Origin of the sequence: Microlunatus parietis, from assembly GCF_013407955.1 — a bacterium.
Taxonomy (GTDB): domain Bacteria; phylum Actinomycetota; class Actinomycetes; order Propionibacteriales; family Propionibacteriaceae; genus Microlunatus; species Microlunatus parietis.
Window position 1 is genome coordinate 5,667,764 of record NZ_JACCBU010000001.1, and the last position, 24,416, is coordinate 5,692,179.

Below are 24,416 nucleotides of genomic sequence, written 5' to 3' on the forward strand. Positions count from 1 at the left end.
CCGATGATCATGGTCGGACGCGTCTGGCGTTCCGTGCGCTGGTACGTCACATCAGTGATGGGCGACAACGCGTACCAGCTCTACCTTGATCATCAGCGGCAGCACCATCCCGAGCAGCCGGCCCTCTCCGAGCGCGAGTTCTGGCGAGCCCGTACCGATGATCAGGAACGCAACCCGCAGGGCCGCTGCTGCTGACGCCGGCGAATGCTTTGCTGCCGCTCAACGGCCGGGAAATCGATCTCTCCGGGCAGCAAAGTGCAAAATCGCGCCACTCGCTGGTCCGCTGATGGCGCCCACCGCAGGGTCTCGACCGCTGTGGATTTCCGCCGCGACTGACCGGCTGGAATTCACTACAGATCAGTCGGTTGGCTGCCGTTCAGCGTTACCTGTCGACATCGACCAATCGGCAAGCAGCTGTCGGACGGCATCGCCTCGCACCAGGGATGCCTCGGCGATCGCATCGGTGCGCTGGATGTAATCCTGGGCCCGGGCGAGCAGGATCCGGACGTCGTCCAGGTCGACATCCGAGCCGTCGCCGTGCTTGATTCTGCAACGCATCGCTCCAAGATCGTCGTACAAGGACACGTGGTCACCTCGGATCTGCTGGTCGTGGGACTCATCTCTGCATCGGCGCGTGGAGTGCCGGTTGGTCGTTGCGGGGCCAGGCTAACCCGGATCCCTGGACGGCCGTCGATTGCGTGGCCCGCGCGTACGGATGACTCCGCCTCCCGTCCATCCGGTGCCGCTCGCAATGGCGCCTGTCATTCCCTTGTCGACGCAAAGGGCGGTGCCTGTGCAGCCGTCGAGCCTCAGCGGCGCAACCACGCTCCGCGGCGCCGCACACTCGCGCTTCCAACCCGCAAGTCGCCGAACGGACCCAAATGGCAGCTCCGCCCGACGAATCCGTGCCCTTTGGGTCCACTCGACGCAACCGGAGACGTTGGTAGTCGGGCGCGCGCGGACGATGGATCCACGCCGATGTGCTCCGGGCGGGTGGCGCCGACAATCCGCTTGGCCCAAAGTTCCGGGGCTGCTGGGATGGCGTCATGCGCATCGGCTCTTTCGGCGAATGGCAGCTCGCTCAGCCGAGTACTCCGCGCTCGGTCCTGGCCGACGTCGTGCGCCGGGCGGTGGGAGCCGAGATCCTCCGTGCGGACCGGATCTTGGAGGGTTACTCGAACGAGGTCTACCGGGTTCGAGCTGCGGACGACCAGGATCTGATGATCCGGATTCTGAGGTTCGACGACGACATCAGTCCCTCGGCATCGGCCGCCGAGGCTCGGGCGATCGCCCTGGCCAGGGCGGCCGGCGTTCCCGCGCCGGAGATTCTGCTGCTCGACACGATCGACGCCGGCGACCGCGGGTTTCCGGTCATGGTGCAGCGGACGGTGCCGGGGCGTCCGTTGAGTCAGGTGATCGAGCGGCTCTCGGAGCAGCAGGTGCGGCAGGTGCTGATTCGACTCGGCGAGTTGATGGCCCGGCTGAACGGCATCCGGGTCGAGAGTGAGCTCGACTGGTCGACCGTGATGGCCGCTGGACTGGCTGACCGATGCGCAAAACGGGACCAGGTGCTCGCCGGCGGGTTCTCGGCGACCGAGTTCGACCAGATCATTGAGTTGTTGGCGGGATACGTCCGTGACTTCCCGGTCGAGGAGTGGGTGCTCTGCCATGGCGATCTCAGTGGCAAGCACATCTTCGTGACGGGCGACGGTGGGGACTCGATCGCCGTCACCGGGATGATCGACTTCGGTGACTGGCAGGCGGGCGCCCCGGTGCATGATCTGGCCGTGCTCCGAGTCCGCGAACCACAGCTGGAGGTGTCACCGCTGCTGCTCGGCTTCGGTGCACCGGCCGACGAGACGTACCGACGCCGATTGGACCTGCACACCCTCCTGATCGCGTTGGATTCGCTGACCTTCGGCGTGGATCAGCACGACCCTGTCGGCATCGCGCGGTCTGGTCGCCAGGTGCGCTCCCTCGTCAGCGACCTCGGGTAGGTGAGCTGGGAAGCAGCGGTCGGTCGACTTCGCTCAACAGTTCAACAACCGGTCGGAGGACTTCGTGGGGGACGTCCATTCGGTAGGTCGGGGTGTGGGCGACGACGCTGGACACGCGAAGATCGCCGATCGCGCCGAGCCAGGCGTTGGCCTCCTCGAACGAGACATCCTGGGCGTAGGCCACGTGCATCGCTGCGTCCGAAATGCATTGACGGTAGGACTCGCTCTCGACGAAGCGGCTGCACAGATGCGACAGGCCGGCGCCGTGGCTCACCAGCGGTCGGTGTGGACGAGTGTCCTTGATGACGTGGTCGCCCTCTCGACACTGGCGCCGGCCCGATCCCGGAGGACTCCGCCCCAGGGTTCCCAGTCCAGCCGGGTGCCGGCGAAGCCGATCCAGCCCGGGCCTCTGACGTCGATGTCGTCGATCGTGACGGCCAGGCTGTCTCCCGCACCGAGGCCCTCGACATCGATCGGGCCGGTGAGGAAGGGCGAAACGGTGCACGCAATCGTCTCAGCGACGAACTGGTCACCCGAACGCACGGTGACGGCTGCCGGGAGCTCAGAGCTGTCCAGACCGATCAGCTGGTCCCGCGTGATGCGCAGCATTCACGGGATCGTAGATGATCATGAGACGAAGTGCGATCCAATAGTCGTCGTTGCAGGCTCGCTCAGCTCACGGGATCAGGTCGGTCGTGACGGCGCGAGGCGGCGCCGTCGACCGGGCCGGCTTCGTTGCGGTAGGCGGGCGGCCTCGGGTCGAGCCAGTCGATCATGGCCGACTTGGCGACGTTCATCGCGAAGAAGTGGTTGCCCGCCGGCGTGTAGTGGCCGCAGTAGTAGCGATCGACGTAATCGGTCGGGGTGAGGGAGAACGCCTCGAAGTCTCGCTGGTGCGCCGCCAGGCCGTCGACGTAGTCGATGCCGAGGTCGTCGAGTCGCCGGACGAAGTCCTGGTCAGCCCGAGGTAGTCCGGCGCAGGCGTCGGCGACCGCTCCAGCCGGATAACTGAGCAGGATCAGCAGTTGTTGATCACGGCTGGCGAGTTCGCTGCGTACGGACTCGATGATCTCGATCGAGGACCGGAAGGCGCAGGCCGTGTAGAGGCGACGGGCCGACGCCGCCATTGCAGCCCCCGTGGTCGTGTCGAACTCGACGCCCAGAGAGTGCGCGAGTTCGGCATGCTCGCGGACGAAGGCGAAATCGCCGGTCTGCTCCGCGACCAGAAGCTGGACGACCGGGTCGGCGCCGAAGGTCTCGATCAGGAAGTCCGTGTCACACAGGTCGTAGAGGGACTCCGAGGTGGGGCAGGGATTGGGTTGTTCGGCGAGCCCGCCGGACGGATCGAATCGGACATGGCGCCACGGGTTGGCGTGGAACATGCCGACCGGCAGCTCGCGCTGTTCGCGCCACCAATCCGATCCGACCCGGAGCAGCCGATAGGCGTCCAGGTTCCGGTAGTGATCATCGAGGAAGATGTTCAAGATCACGTACTCGGTGCCGATGTTCGTCGGCTGAACCCGCCGCAGCCGGAGCGCCGCCTGGTAGACGCCGTAGCCGCCGACGCCGAAGTTGCGGATCGGCTCGCCCAGGTTCGCGGCGAGGTACTCCTGCCAGGTCTCGCCGTCGCTCACCTGGTGGCACTGGGTGAAGCTGTCGCCGAAGCTGTTGATCCGGCACGGTCGGTCGCTGTAGTTGATCACGAGTCGCTCGCCGAGCTCGCCGTAGCGGTACGTGCTGGTCGCCCCGCCATGGCCGTCGACGACCCGGGAGTCGTTGGGCACATAGCCGAGCTCGGCGTCGAACCTGGCCCAGTTGGGCTCGCCGGTGTCGAGGAACCGGTCGAGGTCGCGCCGTTCCAGGGTCGCCGCCGCGAGGAAGGCTCGGACGTGCTCCTCATGATCATTCATTCGCGCTCCCCGCGGCTCGACGTTGTGGCGCTTCAGGAGTCCTTGCGCGGACTCACCGGCCAGTCGACCGGGTACTCGTCGGCCAGCTCCTCGTGCCGGCGATACAGCTTCTTCCGGAGCCGGCCGGAGAGCCGGTCGCCGAAGACGGTGCCGAGCAGGTGGTCGGTCTCGTGCTGCAGGCACCGGGACAGCAGGCCGGTGCCGACCAGTTCCTGATCTTGGCCGAAGGCGTCCTGGCCGCGGCAGACGGCGCGGTCGGGGCGGGCGAGCTCGACGTACGCGCCGGGGAGGGAGAGGCAGCCCTCCTCCTCGGTCTCCAGCACCCGGTCCTTGCCCTCGGGAAGCTCCACCTCGGGATTGCAGAACACGCCGAGCTGCCGCTGATGATCATCGTCTGGGCAGTCGTAGACGAAGACGCTGAGGTCGATGCCGACCTGGGTGGCCGCCAGGCCGACCCCGTCGGCGGCCCGCATGGTGGCGAACATGTCCCGGATCAGCCGGTGCAGTTCGTCCCCGTACTCGGTCACCGGGCGAGTCTTGGCATGCATGACCGGAGTTCCCCAACGGGTGATCGGCAGGATCGTGCCACCGCTGGTCAGGTCGGTCAGGGTCGTCACCGAAGGAGGTCCTTCCTAGGAGATCTGGTACGGGTCCTCGGTGAACCCGGTGCCGGCGTCCGCATCGTAGTGGTAGACCTCGCGACCCTCGATGATCACCCGCCGGGCCCGGCTCATGATCTCCAGCGGGTCGCCGTCCCAGAGCACCAGGTCGGCGTCCTTGCCCGGTTCCAGGGAGCCGACCCGGTCGGCCAGGCCGAGGATCTCGGCCGGGTTGATCGTGATCGATTCCAGGGCGGTACGGGGATCGAGGCCCTCCTTGACCGAGAGGATCGCCTGGTAGACGAGGAAGTTGATCGGCACCACCGGATGATCGGTGGTGATCGCGATCTTGACACCGGCCTTGGCCAGCAGACCCGGATTACGCAGATGACGCTGGTTCACCTCGACCTTGCTGCGCGAGGTGAACAACGGGCCGATGATCACCGGCACGCCGCGCTCGGCCAGCACGTCCGCGAGCAGATGTCCCTCGGTGCCGTGGTTGATCACCAGCCGGTAGCCGAACTCGTCGGCCAGCCGGAGCGCGGTCGCGATGTCGTCGGCGCGGTGCGTGTGCTGACACCACGGCACCTCGCCGGTCAGCACCGAGACCAGCACCTCGGAGTTGGCGTCCCGGTCGAACGGCTTGCCGTCCTGCTCGGCCTGATCACGCTTGGCCTGGTAGTCCTGCGCCTTGCTCAACGCTTCCCGGATCACCGCGGCGACGCCGAGCCGGGTCGACGGGGTCTGCTTCTTCTCGCCGTACACCCGCTTCGGGTTCTCGCCGAGCGCGGACTTGATGCTGCACGGTTGGGCGAACACCATCTCGTCGACCATCCGGCCCCAGGACTTGATCGCCACGGTCTGGCCGCCGATCGGGTTGCCCGAGCCGGGCTTGACGACGACCGAGGTGATGCCGCCGGCGAGGGCGTCCCGGAAGCCTTCGTCGGCCGGGTTGATCGCGTCCAGGGCGCGGAACCGGGCGCCGACCGGGTCGGTCATCTCGTTGGTGTCCTGGCCGGCCCAGCCGTTGCCCTCCTCGTGCACGCCGACGTGGCCGTGCGCCTCGACGAAGCCGGGCAGCACCCACTGACCGGTCGCGTCGATCACCTCGGCCTTCTTGCCGATCTTGACTCCGGCGCCGACCGCGGTGATCACGCCGTCCTTGATCAACACGGTGCCGTTCTCGATCGGCTCGCCGACGATCGGGACGACCCGGCCGCCGACGACGGCGAGTTCGCCCTGGCGGCGCGGGAAGGTGGACGATGACGTCTGCCTCGGCATCAGGCGCCGGCTCCTTCGGTGAGCGGGATCAGGCAGGACGGGCTCGGCGTCTCGATCGTGCCGTCGATCCGGCCGGCGGCAAGATCATCGCGGCCGATCGCGACCACGGTGCCGTCGTTCTGGTTGGCCACCCACAGGTGCGATTCGGTGGCGACCAGGTCGCGCGGCCAGGCGCCGCCGCAGGACACCTCGACCGCCGGCCGGACGTGACCGTCGGCGAGCTGGAACGCGGCGATCGTGTCGGAGCCGCGATTGGCGACGAAGATCGACGAGCCGTCGGCGACGATCGCGGACGGGTAGATCCGTTCCTGGGTTGAGCTTCCGGAGGCCGGTACGCGCTGCCCGGTCTCGCCGCCGGTGCCGGTACGGGGAGCCCACCACACCTCGGCCGACAGCTCGCAGGCGACCACGAGTTGATCATCGACGAGGACCAGGTGTCGCGGCCCGGTGCCCGGCGGCAGCAGGACCGGATCGCCGGCCCGGCCGAGCTTGCCGTCGCCGTCGATCCCGATCCGGTGCACCCGGTCGGTGCCGAGGTCGGGGACCAGGATCAGGTCGCAGTCGGCCACCACCTGGTGCGGGTGCGGTTCCGACTGCCGGCTCGCATCCGGCCCGGTGCCGGTGAAGTCGAGCCGGTCGGTCTGCCCGGTCAGGCTGCCGTCCTCGGCGAGGCCGAAGGCGGACACCGAGCTGGACCCGTAGTTCGCGGTGATCACGAACCGGCGGTCCGGGCTCAGGCACAGGTGGCACGCGCCCGGCCCGGAGTTCGGCACGGTGTTGATCAACTCCGGGCCGCGCTCGGTCAGCCGGAACGCCGCCGCCGACGAGTTCGTACCCTCCGACACGCCGTACAGCAAGGGCAGGTCGGGGTGCTTGATCAGATAGCTCGGCGAGTCGATCTCGACGGTGCCGATCGGGGAGGCGCCGTCCGGCGAGACCCGAAACGTGACGAGGCCGGATCCGTCCCCCAGGGTCGGGGTGTAGCCGCCGACGATGAGCTGGCTCAGGTGAGGTAGAGGCACGATGTCTTGCATATCACGGTTGCGGCGTGGCGACTTGTCCTCGGTGCCGAGCCGACGGATGGTGAGAACGTGCCTGCCGCTCCGGAACCCGCCGAACCCGAGCTGGCGGACGGCTGCCGGGAACTGCTGGACCGCTACCTGCGGCACCTCGGCTCGGAACGGCAACTCTCCGACCACACGGTACGGGCCTACCGCGCCGACCTGATCTCGCTGCTGGAGCAGCTGACCCGCCTCGGCCGGGACCGGCTGGCCGAAGCCACCCTGGGCGACCTGCGGAGCTGGCTGGCCCGGCAGCAGTCGGCCGGCCAGGCCCGGTCCAGCATCCAGCGCCGGGCCACCGCGGCCCGGGTCTTCTTCGCCTGGGCCCGGCGGGTCGGCGAGATCGAGACCGACCCGGCGGTGTCGCTGCGCTCGCCGAAGCTGCAACGACGGCTGCCGGACACGTTGGACGCCAGCGACGCGCAGCAGATGCTCGAGCAGGCGATCGCGTACGCGGCGGAGGAGGGCGGTCCGGTCGCCCTGCGCGATGTCGCCCTGCTCGAGGTGCTGTACGGCAGCGGCGTCCGAGTCGCCGAACTTTGCGGGCTCGACCTGACCGACGTCGACGCCGACCGGCGCACGCTGCGCGTCTTCGGCAAGGGCCGCAAGGAACGCACGGTGCCGCTCGGCGCCCCCGCCTTCCGCGCTCTGGACCGCTGGATCGCCGACGGCCGCGACGCTCTGATCACTCCGGCCTCGCCGCCGGCGATCTTCCTCGGCGAGCGCGGCGGCCGGATCGATCAACGCGTGGTCCGGCGGATCGTGCACCGCGCCCTCCGGCTCACCGACGGCGCTCCTGATCTTGGTCCGCACGGGCTCCGGCACGCGATGGCGACCCATCTGCTGGAGGGTGGCGCCGACCTGCGCAGCGTCCAGGAGATGCTCGGCCACGCCTCACTCGCGACGACCCAGATCTACACCCACGTGACCACGGACCGGCTCCGGCGGGCGTACGAACAGGCCCATCCGCGGGCCTGAACTCCGCGGGATGTCACGGTCGAGTTAAGGTTTCATTTCATACTGAAACTTCTGAGATCTGGTATTGACTGGCGCCCGGAGCGGGCTTCAAGATCACGTTGCATGAGTTCCCGCATCCCGGCGGTCCTGCTGGCCGCCCTCCTGATCCTCACCGGTTGCGCGGGCGGTGGCAGTGGATCGGGCACCGAGCAGCAGAGTCGTACCGTGTCCCTGGCGGTCAGCGACCCGGTGACGTTGAACCCGGGTCGGCAGACGATCGCCTTCGCCCAGACCAGAGTGATCTTCTCCGGCCTGATGTTCGCCGAGGCGGACGGATCGATCACCGGCCTCAACGCGGAGTCGGTGACCTCCGACGACGCGGTGAACTGGACGATCAAGCTCCGCGACGGCTGGACCTTCCACAACGGTGAGCCGGTCACCGCCGAGAGCTACGTCAAGGCGTGGAACGCGACCGCGTACGGACCGAACGCCTGGGAGAACAGCGGCCAGCTGGCCAACATCGTCGGGTACGACGACCTGAACCCGGAGGAGGGTGAGCCGAAGGTCACGGAGATGTCCGGTCTCAAGATCATCGACGAGCACACCTTCACGGTGCAGTTGAAGAGCCCGGACGGTCAGTTCCCGTTCCAGGTGTCGCAGTCGCAGACGGGCTTCTTCCCGTTGCCGGAGGCCGCCTACGATGATCTTGAGGGCTTCGCGAAGGCGCCGATCGGGAACGGTCCGTTCAAGATCGTCGGCAGCTACACCGAGAACGATCCGGTCACCGTGCAGGCCTACCCGGAGTATGCCGGGCCGAAGCCGACGGTCGACGAGATCGTGTTCAAGCCGTACACGGACATGACCACGGCCTACACCGACGTCCAGGCCGGCAACACCGACGTCCTGTTCGTCCCGGCCAGCCGGATGAACCAGGTCAAGACCGACTTCGGTGATCGCGCCTACGTCTTCCAGGGTCTGGGGATGAACTACCTGGGCCTGCCGTTGTGGGAGGAGCGGTACTCCGACATCCGGGTCCGGCAGGCGATCTCGATGGCGATCGACCGGCAGGCGGTCAGCGACGCGATCTACGGCGGGATCTGGGAGCCGGCCTCCGCGCTGACGCCGCCGGGGGAGCCGGGCACTCCGGTCGGGCTGTGCGGTGAACTGTGCACGTTCAATCCCGACAAGGCCAAACAGTTGCTGGCCGAGGCCGGCGGCTGGACCGGCTCGATGGAGATCAGGTATCCGGGCGGTTCCGGGCTGGACGAGCTCTATCAGGCCTACGCGAATCAGCTGCGGCAGAACCTCGGCATCGCCGACGTGACCGCGACGCCGACGACGGACTTCCCCGAGTTCCAGAAGCTGCGCAACGAGCGCAAGCTGACCGGGCCGTACTTCTCCCGCTGGGGTGCGCTGTACGCCAGCCAGCAGAACACGCTGCGCGAGTTCTACCTGGAGACCGGCGGCTGTGTGAACTGCATCCCCTACTACACCGAAGAAGTGAAGGAGCTGCTGGCCAAGGCCGACGCCGAGCTTGATCAGGAGAAGGCGATCGCGGGGTACGTCGAGGTACAGAAGGCGATCATGAAGGACTTCCCGGCACCGCCGATGTTCTTCGAGAAGTACACCTACGCCACCTCGGAACGGGTGGCGAAGCTGGACGAGGGTGTCGGCTCGATCAACATCGAGTTCACCGAGCTCGCCGGACAGTGATCATGGTCGGGCCAACCACGTGATCAAGTTCCTGGTCCGCCGGCTCGCCGAGCTCGTGGTGGTGTTCCTCGGGGTCACGTTCGTGATCTACGCGGCGGTCTTCGCCCTGCCCGGTGACCCGGTCGCGGCGCTGGGCGGAGACCAGCCGTTGCCGCCGCGAACGGTCGAACTGATCAGGGCGAAGTACCACCTCGACGATCCGCTGTGGAGCCAGTACCTCCGCTACCTGGGCACGCTGCTGACCGGCGATCTCGGTGTCGACCTGAACGGCCGGTCGGTCGCCGAGCGGCTGGCCGGCCGGTGGCCGGTGACGATCCAGCTGGCCCTGACCGCGTGGGTGATCCAGGTCGTGATCGGGATCGGGCTCGGGCTGCTGGCCGGCCTGCGGCAGAACTCCTGGATCGACCGGAGCGTGTTGATCATGACGATCGTGGTCACCTCGATCCCGATCATCGTGATGGCCGTCGCCGCGCAGTTGATCTTCGGCGTTCGGCTGTCGCTGCTTCCGATCGCGGGCGTGTCGGAGGGGTGGCCGGTCTCGTACCTGCTGCCCGCCTGCGTGCTGGCGATCTACGGTCTGGCGGCGGTGTCCCGGCTGATGCGGGGCAGCGTCGCGGACACGATGCGGACCGACTTCGTCCGGGCGCTCTGGGCCAAGGGCCTGCCGGGGCATCAGGTGGTCGGCGTGCACGTGCTGCGGAACTCGGCGATCCCGGTGCTCACCTATCTGGCCGTCGACCTGGGCGCGCTGCTGGGCGGCGCGATCGTCACCGAGGGCATCTTCAACCTGCCCGGCGTGGGACAGCTGATGTTTCAGGCCATCCGGACCCACGAAGGTCCGACGGTCGTCGGCATCGCGACGGCGCTGGTCCTGATCTTCCTGGCCACCAGCCTGATCGTGGACGTCCTGCACTCCCTGCTGGATCCCCGGGTGCGCCATGACTGAGGACGGTGCATCGTGACTGATCAGGTGCTGACCGCCGACATCGCGGTCGAGGGAGCCCAGGCCCGCGGTGTCTGGGCCACGGTGCGGCGCCGGGTGCTGTTCTGGCTGCCGCTCGGCGTGTTGACGATCATGATGTTGATCGCCGTCGCACCGGAGCCGTTCGCGGGGCTGTTCGGGAATCCGGATCCGCGGGTCTGCGACCTGTCCCGCAGCGTGAGGCCGCCGACCGCCGGGCATCCGTTCGGCTTCGATGTGCAGGGCTGTGACGTGTACGCGAACGTGATCCACGGCGCCCGGGCGTCCATGATCGTCGGCCTGGTCTGCACTGCGATCGCGCTCGGCATCGCCCTCGTCGTCGGGACCCTGGCCGGCTATCTCGGCGGGCTGCTCGACTCGATCCTGGCCCGGCTGACCGACATCTTCCTCGGCTTCCCGTTCCTGCTCGGCGCGATCGTCGTGCTGAACACGCTGGGCAGCCGGTCGGTGATCACGGTCGCGCTGGTGCTCGCGCTGTTCGCCTGGCCGACGCTGGCCCGGCTGGTCCGGACCAGTGTGCGGGGCATCCGCGGTGCGGAATACGTCCAGGCGGCGACCGCGATGGGGCTGCCGACCCGGCGCATCCTCGGCCAGTACGTGCTGCCGAACGCGATCGGTCCGGTGCTGGCGGTCGCGACCCTGACCGTCGGCGGCGTGATCGTCGCCGAGTCGACCCTGACCTTCCTCGGCCTGGGCCTGCGCGCGCCGTCGATCTCCTGGGGCCTCCAACTGGCCAGCGCGCAGGCCGTGTTCCAGCGGGCGCCGCACATGTTGATCTATCCGAGCATCTTCCTGGCCGTGACGGTGCTCAGCCTGATGACGATCGGCGACGTGCTCCGGGACGCGATCAACCCCCGAGCCCGATCATGAAAGGTTGCCGATCATGATCAAGACGGATGACGGATCCAGGGAAAGGGAGACGATGACGGGATACAGCGTCGAGACGGCACGCGAGGCGGCGCCGGCGATCGAGGCCTGGCTGGCGTACCAGCGGCGCTTTCTGCGCATCCCGGGGGTGCAGGCCGCGATCCGGGTCGGGGCCGAGTTGATCACCTCGCAGGCGTACGGGTTCGCCGACGAGCCGGCCGGGACGCCGCTGCGGACCGACCACCTGTTCCGGATCGCGTCGCACTCCAAGACGTTCACGGCGACCGCGGTCCTGCAGCTGGCCGGTCAGGGCAGGCTGCGGCTGGACGACCGGATCGACGCTCACGTACCCGAGCTGGCCGGCACCGGGGTCGGAGCGGTCACCCTGCGCGAGCTGCTGGGGCATCAGGGCGGCGTGATCAGGGACGGCATCGACACCGACTTCTGGCAGCTGATGCGGCCGTTCCCGGACCGGGACGAGCTGATCGAGCTGTGCCGCGAGCACGGCGTCGTCTACCAGACCAACGAGTACTTCAAGTACTCCAACGTCGGCTACTCGCTGCTCGGGCTGGCGATCGAGAGCGCCTCGGGCGTCTCGTACCACGACTACGTCAAGAAGTTGATCATCGAGCCGCTCGGGCTGGCCGACACCGGCCCGGAGTGGCTGCCGGACCTCGCCGGCCGGTTCGCCGCCGGCCATACCGGGCTGATCGACGGCGCCGAACCGCGGCAGGCGATCGGCCACGTCGACACCCGCGGCATGGCCGCGGCAACCGGCTTCTACTCCACGGCCGAGGACCTGGTCCGCTACGCCGCCGCCCATTTCACCGGCGCCGAGGACCTGATCGACGACTCCGCCAAGCGACTGATCCAGCGCGACGAGAGCACGGTCACGACGAACGGCACCGAGCAGGGCACCTATGGTCTCGGCATGGACGTCACGACGATCGGCGAGCGGCGGCTGGTCGGCCACAGCGGCGGCTACCCGGGCCACATCACCCGGACCTACCTCGACCCGACCGAGCAGGTCGCGGTGAGCGTCCTGACCAACTGCATCGGCGGCCCGGCCACCGCCCTCGCCGACGGCGTGGTGAAGCTGCTCAATCTTGCGGCCGATGATCACGAACCGGATCCGGCGGCGGTCGATCATGATCTCTCCCGGTTCACCGGGCTGTTCGCGAACCTGATGGGCGTCGTGCAGATCGCCCTGCTGGGTGGTCGATTGGTCGGCTTCTACGCGGCGGCGCCGGATCCGACCGCGTCCTACGACGAGCTCCGCTTCGTCGACGAGAACACCCTGGCGGGGACGGCGGAGGCCGGGTTCGGGCTGGCCGGCGAGCCGATCCGGTTCACCTGGGCGGCCGACGGGTCGGTCGAGTCGGTCCGCTACGGCGGCGGCAGCCGGTGGCCGGTGGACGTGTTCCTGGCCCGCCGCGCCGACCAGATCAGCAGGGGCACCGCCGGGGCCGGAACGAGTTGATCATGGCCAAGTCCGCGAACCGCGCCGGTCGCAGCAAGCCGTCGGCCCCGCCGCCCGACCCGACCGAGGACTGGGAGGTCAGCGAACGGCGGCGGGAGTTCATCGAGTCCTTCGGGGTGCTGCGTGAGATGGCCGGTTCGCCGCGGATGGAGGGTCGCGTGCTGGCGTATCTGATGACCAGCAGCAAGCCGTACGTCTCGTCGGCGGAGCTGGCCGGTGCGCTGAAGGCGAGCGCCGGCTCGATCTCCGGCACCACCCGGCGGCTGATCGAGATGGGCTTCATCGCGCGGCACGCCATCCCGGGTGATCGCAGCCACTACTTCACCGTCGACGACGACATCTGGGGCACTTTCCTGGCCGGCGAACGACGCTACCTGGACCGGCAGCGCGCCATGTTCTCCGACCTGCTGGCCGACGTCCCGGCGACGCTCACCGGCCCGCGGCGCCGGCTCCGCAACGCCCGCAACTACATGGAGTGGCTGGCCACCTACCACCGCAAGATGCTGGCCGACTGGAAGGCCTACAACGAGACCCACAACGTCGACACCGACGAGGAATCGGCCGCCGGCGACGAGGAACGGTCATGACCTCGGCCGGGCGGGCCGTGCTGGCGTTCGAGGACCTCGTGGTCGACTTCGAGGTCGGCGGCCAGTGGCAGCGGGCGGTCGACGGGGTGTCGTTCGACCTGCGCCAGGGCGAGGTGCTCGCGGTGGTCGGGGAGTCCGGGTCCGGCAAGAGCGTGACCAGCCTGGCCTCGATCGGCCTGCTGCCCGGCAACGCCCGGGTCGGCGGCCGGGTGCTGCTCGATGATCAAGACCTGCTGACGGCCGGCCGGGCCCGGCTCACCGAGATCCGGGGTAAGCGGATCGCGATGATCTTCCAGGACCCGGTGAATGCGCTGGATCCGGTCTTCACCATCGGGTTCCAGCTGGTCGAGATGATCCGGCGGCACCAGCCCGACCTGGATCGCCGGCAGGCGCGGGAGCGGGCCGTCGAGCTGCTCCGGATGGTGGAGATCTCCGACCCGGAGCAGCGGTTGCGGCACTACCCGCACCAGCTGTCCGGCGGGCAGTGTCAGCGCGCCATGATCGCGATGGCGTTGTCCTGCGACCCGGAGGTGCTGATCGCCGACGAACCGACCACGGCCCTCGACGTCACCGTGCAGCAGGAGGTGCTCGACGTCCTGATGGCGCTGCGCCGGCGGACCGGCGTGTCGATCATGATCATCACCCACGACATGGGCGTGGTCGCCGACGTCGCCGAACGGGTCGTCGTGATGCGCCAGGGGAGTGTGGTCGAGGTCGCCGGCATCCGGGACCTGTTCGCCCGGCCGCAGCACGACTACACCAAGGCCCTGCTGGCGGCCGTCCCCGGCGCCGACCGCCCCGATCCGGAGCCCGGCCGTGATCATGACCGGGCACCGGTGAGCGGGCCGGCGGGCGACGACACCACGCCGCCCCCGCTCGAGATCGACGGGCTGGTGGTCGAGTACCGCGGCCGGCGCGGGCGTCGGGTCCGGGCCGTGGCCGGTGTCGACCTGCGCCTCGGCCCCGGCGAGATCTGCGGCTTGGTCGGCGAGTCCGGGTCGGGCAAGTCGACGATCGGTCGCAGCGTCCTCGGGATGGCTCCGATCAGCGGCGGCGACGTCCGCGTCGGCGGGGTCTCGCTGGCGAGCGCCGGCCGTGCCCAGCTGCGCGCGATCCGGTCGCGGATCGGTGCCGTTTTCCAGAACCCGGCCGCCTCGCTCAACCCGCGCTACACCCTCGGCCAGTCGATCGGCGAGCCGCTGCTGGTCCACCGCGGCGTCCGCGGTGCGGAACTGACCGGACGGGTCCGCGCCCTGCTGGAGAGCGTCGAGCTGCCGGCCGGTTGGGCCGGGCGCTACCCGCACGAGCTGTCCGGCGGCCAGCGGCAGCGGGTCTCGATCGCCCGGGCGATCGCGCTCGAGCCCGATCTGCTGATCGCCGACGAGCCGACCTCGGCCCTGGACGTCTCGGTGCAGGCCACCGTGCTGGACCTGCTCGTCTCGCTGCAGCAGCAGTTCGCCTTCGCCTGCCTGTTCATCAGCCACGACCTCGCGGTGGTCGAGCAGGTCTGCGACCGGGTCGCCGTGCTGCACGACGGCGTGATCGTCGAGCAGGGCAGCTGCGCGATGATCATGAACGAGCCCACCGACCCGTACACCCGGCGGCTGCTGGCCGCCGCCCCGGTCCCCGATCCGGTCGAGCAGGCCCGCCGCCGGCAGACCCGCCTGGCCGGCGTCTTCGCCTCGTGAACTGTCCTCGCCCGAGCCGGCATGCCGCCACATCATCACCCGGGTCCGCCTCGGGTACCTGCTCGAGGCGCGTTGTGCTAACAGATCGGGGCGGCGACGCGGCGACTACATCCAGATCGTCCCTGCTGGGTGCGCCGAATCACCGCGCGCCGTTCAGGGGGAGGACTGGGCTCCAGGCGACCGGCCGTAGTGGATGACCTCCATCGTGCATCCGCAGACGCGCAGCAGGCGCAAGGCGGTCGAGACGGTCGGCTCCCTGATCCCGGTCTCATAGGCGTGGATCGCCGCACGCGATGTCTCAGCGGCACGTGCGAGAGCACTCGCGGAGAGTCCTGCCTCTTCTCGAGCCAGCTTCAACGCTTGAGCAATCGAGGTATCCGCTAGGGCGGCGAGTGCGTCACCGGTCACGGCCGTCACCGCCATGACCAGGTTCGGCAAACATCTCTTGAACGAGGAACTGTGCCTTCGGCAGAAGTCGGCTGCTGCCGATGACCTGCTCTGCAATCGCCAGCACATCATCGGCAGTCTCCGCCCCTGCCTCTCGGGCGAGGAACATGATGTCGTCCTGGTCGCGGTCGATCCGTGCGGCCTGGACCTTCAACGCCAGCAGATAGCGAGGGGACGGCACGCTGACTGTCACACCGGGGACGTCGAGTATGACCTTCGCCTCGCGGTCGTTGCCGGGCGGCAGGAGTCCCTTGACTCCGTCATTGAGCCAGTCGTCAGCCAATCCGCTGTGACGCGCCGCCACCCGGCGCGCGGCTTCGTAGACGACGGCCTTGGGTTCGAAGACCCCATCGACATCGGCGGTGGTGCGACGCATGTTGTACGCGAGTGCCATTGCCGCACCGCCTACGACGAACAGCTGCGCTCGTACGCCGCGCGCGTCGAGTTCCCGGCCAAGTTCGGAGAGCAGCGCGATGATCTGCTCGCGGCTGAGCGTGAGGTCGCGGCCGTCGCTCACACCGACGCCAACGAGTCTTGCTCGACCAGCACCCCGCGGGCAGCGAACTCGGCGGGTGCGTGAGCGAGTGAGTAGGCGAAGAACCGGTCGCTGCCAGGGTGCCAGAAGGCTGGTAGTGCGCGTTCCGGAGTCAACGTCCATGCTGGCGGTTCCGTGCCGTTTTGTCGGGCTAGATGCGCGACGGCAGCAGCTGCCAGGGCGTCAACGAGGAGGTCCCCGGTCTGTGCAGGCTCGACCTGGCTTACCTCGCCATGTTCTAGCCAGTCGGCCACGACGCGGACATAGTTTGTCTCTGATGTCGCCATCAAGGTCGCCGCGAGGTCCGCCGCCGAGTACTTCATGTGCAGGAGTGTACCGAAAGCGGTACACCATACGAATGGCACGCTACCCGGCGTGGAAGCCGACGATCGGACGCGAGATCAGCCTTCGGCCGGATCGAACCAACGCAGCCGCTTCCCGAACCTGGCGAAACCTTGGTCCCGGGTCGCCAGCCGCGCGCCGTGGGCGCTCGCGAGCGACGCGAGGTAGACGTCCGATACGGCACCTCCGCGGAGCCGGCGATCACTCTTGAGCAACTCGTCGAAGATGGCCCACGACCGGGGCGTCGAGGTGACCGATCGAGCCGGTGGTGTCTCCTGCAGAGCCCGGACGAAACCGAAAGCACTCGCTGTGGTGGACACCGGCTTCGAGATGCGCGGGTCCGTCACGATCCGCACGAAGCCCGTGAGCGCCAGGTCGGCGAGCAACAGCGGTTCGGCGTCGTTGACGGCCCCGCCGAGCCATCGGGCATAGTCGGCGTGCCGGTCCGCGCCCTCCCGGAACGCGGACACGAGCACATTGACGTCGAGGAGGATCACAGCCAGCCGTCTTCCTCGTCGAAGAGCTGCTGCACGGCGTCCTTGTCGTCGATGTCGATCAACAGGCGCCCGTTCGGGAAGCCGTCGGTGGGGAGACTGTATTTCTTGGTGGTCACCGTTCGATCCTTCGCCAGTAGGTCATGCAGGGCCTCGATCATCAGGCTCGTCACCGTCCGGTTCTCGGCCTTCGCCCGCTCCCGGACCTCATCCATCAGTGCGTCAGGGAGGTTCATGGTCGTGCGCATGCAGACGAGCATACGCGCGCCATATGCCGATGCATATCGGGATTACCACCAGCTCATCGGGTCAACCACCTCGCCGTCCAGCCAGAGCATCAGATGCAGGTGGCAGCCGGTGGAATAGCCGGTGCTGCCGACCCGGCCGATCACCTGACCCTGCGCGACCTGCTGCCCGACGCTCGCCGAGTACGAGCTCGCGTGGTTGTAGCCGCTCACCACATGCCGGCCGGCGATCGTCCCGTGGTCGATCATCAACCGGTTGCCGTACCCGGGATTGAAGAAGACCTGACTCACCCGGCCCGGGTACGGAGCTCGGATCGGGGTCCCGCAGCCGGCGCCGAAGTCGGTCCCGTCGTGCAGCTTCGTCACCCGCAGGACCGGGTGCAGCCGCATCCCGAACGGTGAGGTGATCGGCCCGGCGACCGGCGGGACGAAGCCGTGCTCGCCGGGTGGCCCGGTCCCACCCAGGCCGGCCGCGGCTGCTGCTGCCGCTGCCGCGCGTTCGGCCGCGCGCCGCTCGGCGACCTCCCGCTGCGCCTCGCCGACCAGCCGGACCCGTCCGTCCCCGCCCGGGGCCGCGGCGGCGCCGCCGAGCCGGAGCGGGTCGAGGTAGGTGTCGCCGCGCAACCAGCCCCAGTGCAGGCAATCGCGCGGCGGACAGTGCCCCGGCTGCAGCGTCCCGATCCGCTGACCGGCCGTCACGCGAGTCCCCACCGGCACGGTCGCGGTGACCGGCTCGTACGTCGTCCGGGTGGCCCCGTGGTCGACGACCAGCACTCCGCGACCGGCCAGCGGCTGGGCATAGGTCACCGTGCCGGCGGCCGCGGCCAGCACCGGCGACCCCGCCGGCGCGGCCAGGTCGACGCCGCGGTGGCCGGCGCCCCAGCGCGTCGTGGGCGGGTCGAACGGCCGGGCCACCTCGATCGGCCCGGACAGCGGCCAACCGGTGCGGCCGGGCCGGACCTCGGCCGACGTCGGTCCGGGCCCGGCCAGGACCAGCAGCAGACCGGCCAGGACCATGGCGGGCAGGCTCCACCCGCGGCACGTGCGTATCTTCATGCCCGGGATCCTGCGCCGGTCCACTCGGATCCGCCGGGCCGGAGAAAATCTGTGGACAACGAAATTCGTACCCGCCGGGCTGTGGACAACCGCGGTTTCAGGAACTCGACTGTCCGGAACCGCCGTTACGTTGCGCGCATGAACGACGCCTACTGGCACGAACCGCCCACGGCGGGCACCGAGCTCGAGCACCTGACCGGAGCCCTGGATCGACTCCGGGCCACCTTCCGCTGGAAGACCGACGGCCTCGACGCTGCGGGCCTGCGGACCACGATCGGCTCCTCGCCGCTGACCCTGGGCAGCCTGCTCAAGCACCTCGCCCGGGCCGAGGACGAGATGTTCACCAGGAAGCTGAGCGGGGCGCCGGTCAGTCCGCCCTGGGACACGGTCGACTGGGACGCCGACCCGGGCTTCGACTTCACCTCGGCCGCCGACGACAGCCCCGCTCAGCTCTACGCGATCTGGGACGACACGGTCGTCCGGTCCCGGCAGCGACTGGCCGCGGCACTGTCCGCCGGCGGTCTGGATCAGCTCGTCCACCTGGCCTGGCCGGACGGCCGCCGGCTCAGCCTGCGCCGGCTGCTCTGCGACCTGATCGAGGAGTACGGCCGGCACGCCGGGCACGCCGACCTGATCCGGGAAGCGGTCGACGGCCGGGTCGGTGAGGACCCGCCCGGAGATTGGCGCCCGACGCCGGCCGCGAGTTAGCCCGGAACGGGCGAACGGCGTAGACTCGGCGCCGCAGCCCGAGGAATCGGGCTGACTTCGCATGCTCGTTGACCGATCGGCCACGATCGGGCGGCGTCCGCGGTCTCGATTCCTGCCCGGTTCGAGTCGGCCGTCGCATGGGCATCAGGCGGTGTCGAAGAGCTCGGCACCGGACAACCGTACGTCGGGCGGAAGCCCGAGAAGAGAGGGATACGGCCATGGCCGTCGTCAGCACCCGCCAGCTCCTGGAGAGCGGCGTCCACTTCGGACACCAGACCCGTCGGTGGAACCCGAAGATGAAGCGGTTCATCCTCACCGACCGCAACGGCATCTACATCATCGACCTGCGCCAGTCGCTGACCTACATCGACCGCGCGTACGCCTTCGTCAAGGAGATCGTCGCCCGCGGCGGCAAGGTCCTCTTCGTCGGCACCAAGAAGCAGGCCCAGGAAGCGATCGCCGAGCAGGCGACCCGGGTCGGCATGCCGTACGTCAACCAGCGTTGGCTCGGCGGCATGCTCACCAACTTCCACACCGTGATCAAGCGGATCCAGCGGCTCAAGGAGCTGGAGGGCATCGACTACGACGATGTCGCGGGCTCCGGCCGCACCAAGAAGGAGCTCCTCGGCATGCGCCGGGAGAAGGAGAAGCTGGAGAAGACCCTCGGCGGCATCCGGGACATGAACGAGGTGCCGCAGGCGGTCTGGATCGTCGACACCAAGAAGGAGCACCTCGCCGTCGACGAGGCCCGCAAGCTGCGGATCCCGATCATCGGCATCCTCGACACCAACTGCGACCCGGACGAGGTCGACTACGCGATCCCGGGCAACGACGACGCGATCCGCTCCGTCTCGCTGCTCACCCGGGTGCTGGCCGACGCCGTGGCCGAGGGCCTGATGGCCCGTTCCGGTGGCGACCAGACCGGCGCGGAGGCGACCGCCGAGCCGATGCCGGACTGGGAGCGCGAGCTGCTGGCCAAGCAGGAGGCCGACGCCCGGGCCGAGGCCACCAACACGGCCGAGGAAGTCCACGGCAGCGAGGCCGCCGATGCCGCCGCGACCTCCCAGGATCCGATCCTGGAGTCCGAGACCGCCGGGCTCAAGGAGCCCAGCGAAGTCAGCAACTGACTCACGCGACACCGCAGCAGGGGGCAACCCCTGCGCTTCCCCCTGACAAGCTCTCTGAACGAAGGAAGTACGAGGACGCATGGCGACGATTGCCGCTACCGATGTGAAGCGGCTCCGGGACTCCACCGGGGCCGGGATGATGGACGCGAAGAAGGCGCTCACCGAGGCCGAAGGCGACTTCGACAAGGCCGTTGAGCTGCTCCGCGTGTCCGGGCAGGCCAAGGCCGCGAAGCGGGCCGACCGGGCGGCCAGCAACGGCCTGGTCGCCTACGCCGACGGCGCACTGATCCAGCTCGGCGCCGAGACCGACTTCGTGGCCAAGAACGAGGAGTTCCAGGCCCTCGCGGAGACCGTGGTCAAGGCCGCGGCCGCCGCCAAGGCGAACTCCGTCGACGAGGTCAACGCGGCTCCGGTCGAGGCCGGCAAGACGGTCGCCGACGTGATCCACGAGCTCGCCGTCAAGATCGGCGAGAAGCTCGAGGTCAGCGACGCGGCCTACTTCGACGGCAACACGACGGTCTATCTGCACAAGCGGGCCTCGGACCTGCCGCCCCAGGTGGGCGTGCTGGTGCAGTACGCCGGCGACGACGAGGCAGCCGCCAAGACGGCCGCCATGCAGGTCGCCGCGATGCGCCCGCAGTACCTCAACCGCGACGAGGTCCCGGCCGACATCGTGGCCAACGAGCGTCGGATCGCCGAGGCGACGGCCCAGGCCGAGGGCAAGCCGGAGCAGGCGATCCCGAAGATCATCGAGGGCCGGGTGAACAGCTTCTTCAAGGACGTCGTCCTGCTGGACCAGCCGTCGGTGACCGACAACAAGACCCCGGTCAAGAAGTTGCTCGACGCGGCCGGCGTTACCATCGAGCGATTCGTTCGCTTCGAAGCGGCTTCCTGAGCCTTCGAAACCGTGGCGTGCGCTACGAATCCGTACGGGTTCGTAGCGCACGCTCATGTCAAGCCCGGAATTTCGACCCTAAGGAGAGCCGATGGCGAGCCCGTACAAGCGGGTGCTGTTGAAACTGTCCGGCGAGGTGTTCGGCGGCGGCAAGGTGGGCGTCGACCCGGACGTGGTGGCCGCACTGGCCCGGCAGATCGCCGAGGTCGCGGCGACCGGGGTCCAGATCGCCATCGTCGTCGGCGGTGGCAACTTCTTCCGCGGTGCTGAGTTGCAGCTGCGGGGCATGGAGCGGGACCGCGCCGATTACATGGGAATGCTCGGCACGGTGATGAACTGCCTGGCCCTGCAGGACTTCCTGGAGAAGGCGGGTGCCGAGCCGCGGGTCCAGACCGCCATCACGATGGGTCAGGTCGCGGAGCCGTACATCCCGCAGCGGGCCGAGCGGCACCTGGTCAAGGGCCGCATCGTGATCTTCGGCGCCGGCTCCGGGATGCCGTACTTCTCCACCGACACCGTGGCCGCCCAGCGGGCGCTGGAGATCGGTGCCGAGGTGCTGCTGATGGGCAAGCAGGGCACCGACGGGGTGTACGACTCGGACCCGCGGACCAACCCGGACGCCCGGAAGTTCGACGACCTCAGCTACGACGAGTATCTGGCCCGGGACCTCAAGGTCGCCGACGCGACGGCGATCAGCATGGCCCGTGACTACGCACTGCCGATGGTCTTTTTCAGCCTCGACACCGACGGCACCATCGTCCGGGTGATCGCTGGTGAGAGGATCGGAACCACAGTCCACACCTGATAGCCCAAGCCGAGCAGAAGGAGCTCTACCGTGATCGACGAGATCCTCATGGACGCGGAGTTGAAGATGGACTCCGCGATCGAGTACGCGAAGGAGGAGTTCGCGGCGATCCGCACCGGTCGAGCCCACCCAGCGATGTTCTCGAAGCTGGTCGTCGACTATTACGGCGCCGCGACGCCGCTGCAGCAGCTGGCCAGCTTTCAGGTCCCCGAGGCGCGGATGGTGCTGATCACTCCGTACGACAAGGGATCGATGGCCGGCATCGAGAAGGCGATCCGGGACTCGGACCTGGGCGTCAACCCGACCGACGACGGCAACGTCATCCGGGTCACGCTGCCCGAGTTGACCGAGGAACGGCGCAAGGAATACATCAAGCTGGCCCGGACCAAGGCGGAGGAGGCGCGGATCTCGATTCGCAACCACCGCCGGGCCGCCAAGGAGGCCCTGGACAAGCTGGTCAAGGACAAGGAGGCCGGCGAGGACGAGGTGACCCGGGCCGAAAAGCAGCTGGACGTGGTCACCAAGCAGCACACGGACGCGGTCGACGAGGTGCTCAAGCACAAGGAATCCGAACTGATCGAGGTTTGATCGGTGTCGGATCCCTCGCCTGGAGAATCAGCTCCAGGGAACGAACCGGGCGGAGCGACGCCGCAGCCGCCGGCTGACCACGGCCGGGCCGGCCGCAACCTGCCGGCGGCGATCGGGGTCGGCGTCGGGCTCGGCGCCTATCTGGTGGTCACCCTGATCTGGTTCAAGCCGGGCTTCGTCGCCCTGCTCGCGGTCGCCCTGGCGCTCGGCGCCAACGAGATGTACCAGGCGCTGAAGCGGCAGGGGATGACGGCGGCCATCGTGCCGATCGTCGTCGGTACGGTCGCGATCGCCACCGGTTCCTATCTGGCCGGGGTGCAGCGGCCGGTGTTCTTCTCGACCACCTCGGTGCTGCTGGCCTCGCTCGCGCTCACCGTCCTGGCCGCCATGATCTGGCGGATGCCCAAGGGGGCGTCCGGCTACGTCAAGGACACCGCGGCCAGCCTGATGATCATCGCCTACGTGCCGTTCCTCGGCTCGTTCGCGGCGCTGATGCTGGCGGGGGAGAACGGTTCGGTACGGCTGGTCACGTTCATCGTGATCGTCGTGATGGGCGACGTCGGCGGCTACGTGGCGGGCGTCCTGTTCGGCCGGCACCCGATGGCGCCGACGATCAGCCCGAAGAAGTCCTGGGAGGGCCTGGTCGGCTCGGTCGTGCTCGGCACCGGCTCCGGACTGGCCCTGACGGTGTTCGGCCTCGGCGCGCCGTGGTGGATCGGCCTGATCCTCGGTGTCCTGCTGGTCGGGGTCGGCGTCTGCGGCGACCTGATCGAGTCCTTGATCAAACGGGACCTCGGGATCAAGGACATGAGCTCGTTCCTGCCCGGCCACGGCGGCGTGATGGACCGGTTGGACTCGCTGCTGGTGGCCGCGCCCGTCGCCTGGCTGATCATGTATCTGCTGGTTCCCGGCGGCTGACCGTACTGTCGCGGGTTCCCGTCACAGCTCGCGCCGCATGCACACGCGGGGCCATCGGTCGAGGCCGAGCGCTGCCTCGGCTGCGCGGATTCGGACGAGCCCTGGGCTGAGTTCGTCGTCGCCGAGTACGCGGAAGCCGAGCCGCTCGTAGTACGGGGCGTTCCACGCCACGTCCCGGAACGTGGTCAGGGTGAGTGCCGGCAGAGCCCGGTCGCGTGCATGACCCGCGGCGTGCTCGATCAGCGCCCGGCCCAGCCCGCGCCGGGCGGCGTCCGGATGCACGGTGACCTGCTCGACGTGCAGGGCGCCGTCCACCTCCTCGGCGACGAGGTAGGCGACGATCGTGCCGTCGTCCGCGGCGGCGACCCAGGCGGCGCCCGCTCTGCGCAGCCGCTCCAGCTCGGCGAGCGTCGGCGGCTCGTCGTCGGCGACGGCGGCCATGCCGAGCCGTCGGAACTGCTCGCCCGCGGCCACCTCGATCTCCTGCAGCCAGGGCAGGTCGGCGGACTCGGCGCTACGGATGATCGCCGGGCCAGTATGACTGTCCGTGATCACGGCGGGCCGACGATACCGTTGATCAACCAGTCCAGGCCGGCCAGGAAGTCGCGCCGGACCCTGCTCGCGGACAACGGCTGCTCGCCGTCGGCCGTCCAGCCGGTGGCGAACGCCGCGTACCCGATCGTGTAGACGATCATGGTGCGCCGGCCGGCCTCGCCCGCTCGGCCGCCGGCTCCGAGCCGGTCCAGGCAGTCGTCCATGATCACGCCGAGCCGTTGTGCCTCGGGACCCCGGGATCCCTGCCTGGTCAGGTAGGCGCCGACCAGGCTGGGGTGCTCGACCAGGGTGTCGTAGGTGTCGACCATGATCGTTCTCAGGGCCCGGCGCGGGTTCTTGGCGCTCGGATTCCGGACCGCCGTCAAGACGTCGTCGAGCACCGCGTCGAGGAGCGCGTTCTTGTCGTCCAGGTGGCTGTAGATCGCGTTCGGGGCGACCCCGAGCTCGGCCGCGACGGCACGCAGGCTCAAACCGGCCAGCCCGCGGGTGGCCAGCGTCCGGCGCGCGGCGGCGACGATCTGCTCCCGGCTCAGTCCGGCACGCTCACCGCGCGACCTTCGGCTCCGTTCCATGACTCTA

General features: G+C 68.9%; 30 protein-coding genes. 15 read left to right on the forward strand and 15 right to left on the reverse strand.

The window, feature by feature from the left end; translation table 11 throughout:
• The first annotated feature begins 3 nt into the window (after positions 1 to 3).
• Entirely contained in the window at positions 4 to 195 is a 192-nt protein-coding gene (locus BKA15_RS27305; RefSeq protein WP_179756310.1) for a YbdD/YjiX family protein, read from the forward strand.
• 162 nt (positions 196 to 357) lie between these two features.
• Here the strand turns inward: BKA15_RS27305 and BKA15_RS27310 are convergent, their stop codons facing one another.
• A complete protein-coding gene (locus tag BKA15_RS27310) occupies positions 358 to 585 on the reverse strand; it encodes a hypothetical protein (RefSeq protein WP_179756312.1) in 228 nt (75 codons plus the stop codon).
• Positions 586 to 1,046: 461 nt separating this feature from the next.
• Between BKA15_RS27310 and BKA15_RS27315 the strand changes: the two genes are divergently transcribed.
• Positions 1,047 to 1,997: a phosphotransferase family protein gene (locus BKA15_RS27315; RefSeq protein ID WP_179756314.1), complete on the forward strand. Its 951-nt coding sequence runs from the start codon at positions 1,047 to 1,049 to the stop codon at positions 1,995 to 1,997.
• On the opposite strand, the gene BKA15_RS27320 is transcribed toward BKA15_RS27315, so the two are convergent.
• The 6 genes from BKA15_RS27320 to BKA15_RS27345 form a co-directional block, all read right to left on the reverse strand.
• Complete coding sequence (locus BKA15_RS27320; RefSeq protein WP_179756316.1) at positions 1,981 to 2,271, reverse strand: hypothetical protein; 291 nt, start codon at positions 2,269 to 2,271, stop codon at positions 1,981 to 1,983. The two genes, BKA15_RS27315 and BKA15_RS27320, sit on opposite strands and share 17 nt — an antisense overlap.
• Entirely contained in the window at positions 2,268 to 2,606 is a 339-nt protein-coding gene (locus tag BKA15_RS27325; protein WP_179756318.1) for an acetamidase/formamidase family protein, read from the reverse strand. Before BKA15_RS27325 ends, BKA15_RS27320 begins: the two co-directional genes overlap by 4 nt.
• 62 nt (positions 2,607 to 2,668) lie before the next feature.
• Positions 2,669 to 3,907 (reverse strand): SGNH/GDSL hydrolase family protein, encoded by a 1,239-nt coding sequence (locus tag BKA15_RS27330; protein ID WP_179756320.1) that lies wholly within the window; start codon positions 3,905 to 3,907, stop codon positions 2,669 to 2,671.
• A 32-nt stretch (positions 3,908 to 3,939) separates the two neighbouring features.
• The gene (gene def / locus BKA15_RS27335; RefSeq protein ID WP_312879427.1) at positions 3,940 to 4,524 is read right to left on the reverse strand and encodes a peptide deformylase; all 585 of its coding nucleotides are present in this window, start codon (positions 4,522 to 4,524) and stop codon (positions 3,940 to 3,942) included.
• 15 nt (positions 4,525 to 4,539) lie between these two features.
• Positions 4,540 to 5,787, reverse strand: a complete 1,248-nt coding sequence (locus BKA15_RS27340; protein ID WP_179756322.1) for an amidohydrolase — start codon at positions 5,785 to 5,787, stop codon at positions 4,540 to 4,542.
• A complete protein-coding gene (locus BKA15_RS27345) occupies positions 5,787 to 6,809 on the reverse strand; it encodes a lactonase family protein (RefSeq protein ID WP_179756324.1) in 1,023 nt (340 codons plus the stop codon). The genes BKA15_RS27340 and BKA15_RS27345 overlap by 1 nt, the downstream gene beginning before the upstream one ends.
• 69 nt (positions 6,810 to 6,878) lie before the next feature.
• Between BKA15_RS27345 and BKA15_RS27350 the strand changes: the two genes are divergently transcribed.
• From BKA15_RS27350 to BKA15_RS27380, 7 genes are all read left to right on the forward strand, one after another.
• Positions 6,879 to 7,826, forward strand: coding sequence for a tyrosine recombinase XerC (locus BKA15_RS27350; protein ID WP_179756326.1), 948 nt, complete (start codon positions 6,879 to 6,881; stop codon positions 7,824 to 7,826).
• A 102-nt stretch (positions 7,827 to 7,928) separates the two neighbouring features.
• A complete protein-coding gene (locus tag BKA15_RS27355) occupies positions 7,929 to 9,518 on the forward strand; it encodes a peptide ABC transporter substrate-binding protein (RefSeq protein WP_179756328.1) in 1,590 nt (529 codons plus the stop codon).
• Entirely contained in the window at positions 9,472 to 10,464 is a 993-nt protein-coding gene (locus tag BKA15_RS27360; RefSeq protein WP_218871601.1) for an ABC transporter permease, read from the forward strand. Before BKA15_RS27355 ends, BKA15_RS27360 begins: the two co-directional genes overlap by 47 nt.
• 12 nt (positions 10,465 to 10,476) lie before the next feature.
• Positions 10,477 to 11,370 carry an ABC transporter permease gene (locus BKA15_RS27365; RefSeq protein ID WP_218871602.1) on the forward strand — a complete coding sequence of 298 codons (894 nt, stop codon included), beginning with the start codon at positions 10,477 to 10,479 and terminating at the stop codon, positions 11,368 to 11,370.
• 13 nt (positions 11,371 to 11,383) lie between these two features.
• Positions 11,384 to 12,847, forward strand: coding sequence for a serine hydrolase domain-containing protein (locus BKA15_RS27370; protein WP_246322433.1), 1,464 nt, complete (start codon positions 11,384 to 11,386; stop codon positions 12,845 to 12,847).
• Positions 12,848 to 12,849: 2 nt separating this feature from the next.
• On the forward strand, positions 12,850 to 13,434 hold the full coding sequence (locus BKA15_RS27375) for a GbsR/MarR family transcriptional regulator (protein WP_179756331.1): 585 nt from the start codon (positions 12,850 to 12,852) through the stop codon (positions 13,432 to 13,434).
• Positions 13,431 to 15,122 (forward strand): dipeptide ABC transporter ATP-binding protein, encoded by a 1,692-nt coding sequence (locus tag BKA15_RS27380; protein WP_179756333.1) that lies wholly within the window; start codon positions 13,431 to 13,433, stop codon positions 15,120 to 15,122. Before BKA15_RS27375 ends, BKA15_RS27380 begins: the two co-directional genes overlap by 4 nt.
• Before the next feature lie 153 nt (positions 15,123 to 15,275).
• Here BKA15_RS27380 and BKA15_RS37405 read toward each other — a convergent pair whose 3' ends face one another.
• From BKA15_RS37405 to BKA15_RS35920, 6 genes are all read right to left on the reverse strand, one after another.
• Positions 15,276 to 15,638 (reverse strand): helix-turn-helix transcriptional regulator, encoded by a 363-nt coding sequence (locus tag BKA15_RS37405; protein WP_376766843.1) that lies wholly within the window; start codon positions 15,636 to 15,638, stop codon positions 15,276 to 15,278.
• Positions 15,520 to 16,086 (reverse strand): DUF6036 family nucleotidyltransferase, encoded by a 567-nt coding sequence (locus BKA15_RS27390; RefSeq protein WP_179756337.1) that lies wholly within the window; start codon positions 16,084 to 16,086, stop codon positions 15,520 to 15,522. The genes BKA15_RS37405 and BKA15_RS27390 overlap by 119 nt, the downstream gene beginning before the upstream one ends.
• Positions 16,083 to 16,427 (reverse strand): hypothetical protein, encoded by a 345-nt coding sequence (locus tag BKA15_RS27395; RefSeq protein WP_179756339.1) that lies wholly within the window; start codon positions 16,425 to 16,427, stop codon positions 16,083 to 16,085. The genes BKA15_RS27390 and BKA15_RS27395 overlap by 4 nt, the downstream gene beginning before the upstream one ends.
• Positions 16,428 to 16,505: 78 nt before the next feature.
• On the reverse strand, positions 16,506 to 16,943 hold the full coding sequence (locus BKA15_RS27400; protein WP_179756341.1) for a TA system VapC family ribonuclease toxin: 438 nt from the start codon (positions 16,941 to 16,943) through the stop codon (positions 16,506 to 16,508).
• Positions 16,940 to 17,188 (reverse strand): CopG family transcriptional regulator, encoded by a 249-nt coding sequence (locus BKA15_RS27405; protein WP_179756343.1) that lies wholly within the window; start codon positions 17,186 to 17,188, stop codon positions 16,940 to 16,942. The genes BKA15_RS27400 and BKA15_RS27405 overlap by 4 nt, the downstream gene beginning before the upstream one ends.
• A 42-nt stretch (positions 17,189 to 17,230) precedes the next feature.
• Positions 17,231 to 18,241 (reverse strand): M23 family metallopeptidase, encoded by a 1,011-nt coding sequence (locus tag BKA15_RS35920; protein WP_246322434.1) that lies wholly within the window; start codon positions 18,239 to 18,241, stop codon positions 17,231 to 17,233.
• 138 nt (positions 18,242 to 18,379) lie between these two features.
• Here BKA15_RS35920 and BKA15_RS27420 point away from each other — a divergent pair, with 138 nt between their 5' ends.
• The 6 genes from BKA15_RS27420 (at position 18,380) to BKA15_RS27445 (ending at position 23,282) form a co-directional block, all read left to right on the forward strand.
• Positions 18,380 to 18,949: a mycothiol transferase gene (locus BKA15_RS27420; RefSeq protein WP_179756345.1), complete on the forward strand. Its 570-nt coding sequence runs from the start codon at positions 18,380 to 18,382 to the stop codon at positions 18,947 to 18,949.
• Between the two features lie 218 nt (positions 18,950 to 19,167).
• Complete coding sequence (gene rpsB / locus BKA15_RS27425) at positions 19,168 to 20,076, forward strand: 30S ribosomal protein S2 (protein ID WP_179756347.1); 909 nt, start codon at positions 19,168 to 19,170, stop codon at positions 20,074 to 20,076.
• A 79-nt stretch (positions 20,077 to 20,155) separates the two neighbouring features.
• A complete protein-coding gene (gene tsf / locus BKA15_RS27430) occupies positions 20,156 to 20,971 on the forward strand; it encodes a translation elongation factor Ts (protein WP_179756349.1) in 816 nt (271 codons plus the stop codon).
• Between the two features lie 91 nt (positions 20,972 to 21,062).
• Positions 21,063 to 21,776, forward strand: coding sequence for a UMP kinase (pyrH, locus tag BKA15_RS27435; RefSeq protein WP_179756351.1), 714 nt, complete (start codon positions 21,063 to 21,065; stop codon positions 21,774 to 21,776).
• Between the two features lie 48 nt (positions 21,777 to 21,824).
• Complete coding sequence (gene frr, locus BKA15_RS27440; RefSeq protein WP_218872441.1) at positions 21,825 to 22,364, forward strand: ribosome recycling factor; 540 nt, start codon at positions 21,825 to 21,827, stop codon at positions 22,362 to 22,364.
• Between the two features lie 99 nt (positions 22,365 to 22,463).
• Positions 22,464 to 23,282 carry a phosphatidate cytidylyltransferase gene (locus BKA15_RS27445; protein ID WP_218872443.1) on the forward strand — a complete coding sequence of 273 codons (819 nt, stop codon included), beginning with the start codon at positions 22,464 to 22,466 and terminating at the stop codon, positions 23,280 to 23,282.
• A gap of 21 nt (positions 23,283 to 23,303) precedes the next feature.
• Here BKA15_RS27445 and BKA15_RS27450 read toward each other — a convergent pair whose 3' ends face one another.
• On the reverse strand, positions 23,304 to 23,837 hold the full coding sequence (locus BKA15_RS27450; RefSeq protein ID WP_312879431.1) for a GNAT family N-acetyltransferase: 534 nt from the start codon (positions 23,835 to 23,837) through the stop codon (positions 23,304 to 23,306).
• Positions 23,834 to 24,409, reverse strand: coding sequence for a TetR/AcrR family transcriptional regulator (locus BKA15_RS27455; protein ID WP_179756357.1), 576 nt, complete (start codon positions 24,407 to 24,409; stop codon positions 23,834 to 23,836). The genes BKA15_RS27450 and BKA15_RS27455 overlap by 4 nt, the downstream gene beginning before the upstream one ends.
• Positions 24,410 to 24,416: the final 7 nt, after the last annotated feature.

Coding starts and splice junctions, on each gene's coding strand:
- BKA15_RS27305 (WP_179756310.1), top strand. CDS start 4: ATGATCATGGTCGGACGCGTCTGGCGTTCCGTGCGCTGGTACGTCACA.
- BKA15_RS27315 (WP_179756314.1), top strand. CDS start 1,047: ATGCGCATCGGCTCTTTCGGCGAATGGCAGCTCGCTCAGCCGAGTACT.
- BKA15_RS27325 (WP_179756318.1), bottom strand. CDS start 2,606: ATGCTGCGCATCACGCGGGACCAGCTGATCGGTCTGGACAGCTCTGAG.
- BKA15_RS27330 (WP_179756320.1), bottom strand. CDS start 3,907: ATGAATGATCATGAGGAGCACGTCCGAGCCTTCCTCGCGGCGGCGACC.
- BKA15_RS27340 (WP_179756322.1), bottom strand. CDS start 5,787: ATGCCGAGGCAGACGTCATCGTCCACCTTCCCGCGCCGCCAGGGCGAA.
- BKA15_RS27355 (WP_179756328.1), top strand. CDS start 7,929: ATGAGTTCCCGCATCCCGGCGGTCCTGCTGGCCGCCCTCCTGATCCTC.
- BKA15_RS27370 (WP_246322433.1), top strand. CDS start 11,384: ATGATCAAGACGGATGACGGATCCAGGGAAAGGGAGACGATGACGGGA.
- BKA15_RS27375 (WP_179756331.1), top strand. CDS start 12,850: ATGGCCAAGTCCGCGAACCGCGCCGGTCGCAGCAAGCCGTCGGCCCCG.
- BKA15_RS27380 (WP_179756333.1), top strand. CDS start 13,431: ATGACCTCGGCCGGGCGGGCCGTGCTGGCGTTCGAGGACCTCGTGGTC.
- BKA15_RS37405 (WP_376766843.1), bottom strand. CDS start 15,638: ATGTGCTGGCGATTGCAGAGCAGGTCATCGGCAGCAGCCGACTTCTGC.
- BKA15_RS27395 (WP_179756339.1), bottom strand. CDS start 16,427: ATGAAGTACTCGGCGGCGGACCTCGCGGCGACCTTGATGGCGACATCA.
- BKA15_RS27405 (WP_179756343.1), bottom strand. CDS start 17,188: ATGCGCACGACCATGAACCTCCCTGACGCACTGATGGATGAGGTCCGG.
- BKA15_RS35920 (WP_246322434.1), bottom strand. CDS start 18,241: ATGAAGATACGCACGTGCCGCGGGTGGAGCCTGCCCGCCATGGTCCTG.
- BKA15_RS27420 (WP_179756345.1), top strand. CDS start 18,380: ATGAACGACGCCTACTGGCACGAACCGCCCACGGCGGGCACCGAGCTC.
- rpsB (WP_179756347.1), top strand. CDS start 19,168: ATGGCCGTCGTCAGCACCCGCCAGCTCCTGGAGAGCGGCGTCCACTTC.
- tsf (WP_179756349.1), top strand. CDS start 20,156: ATGGCGACGATTGCCGCTACCGATGTGAAGCGGCTCCGGGACTCCACC.
- pyrH (WP_179756351.1), top strand. CDS start 21,063: ATGGCGAGCCCGTACAAGCGGGTGCTGTTGAAACTGTCCGGCGAGGTG.
- frr (WP_218872441.1), top strand. CDS start 21,825: ATGGACGCGGAGTTGAAGATGGACTCCGCGATCGAGTACGCGAAGGAG.
- BKA15_RS27455 (WP_179756357.1), bottom strand. CDS start 24,409: ATGGAACGGAGCCGAAGGTCGCGCGGTGAGCGTGCCGGACTGAGCCGG.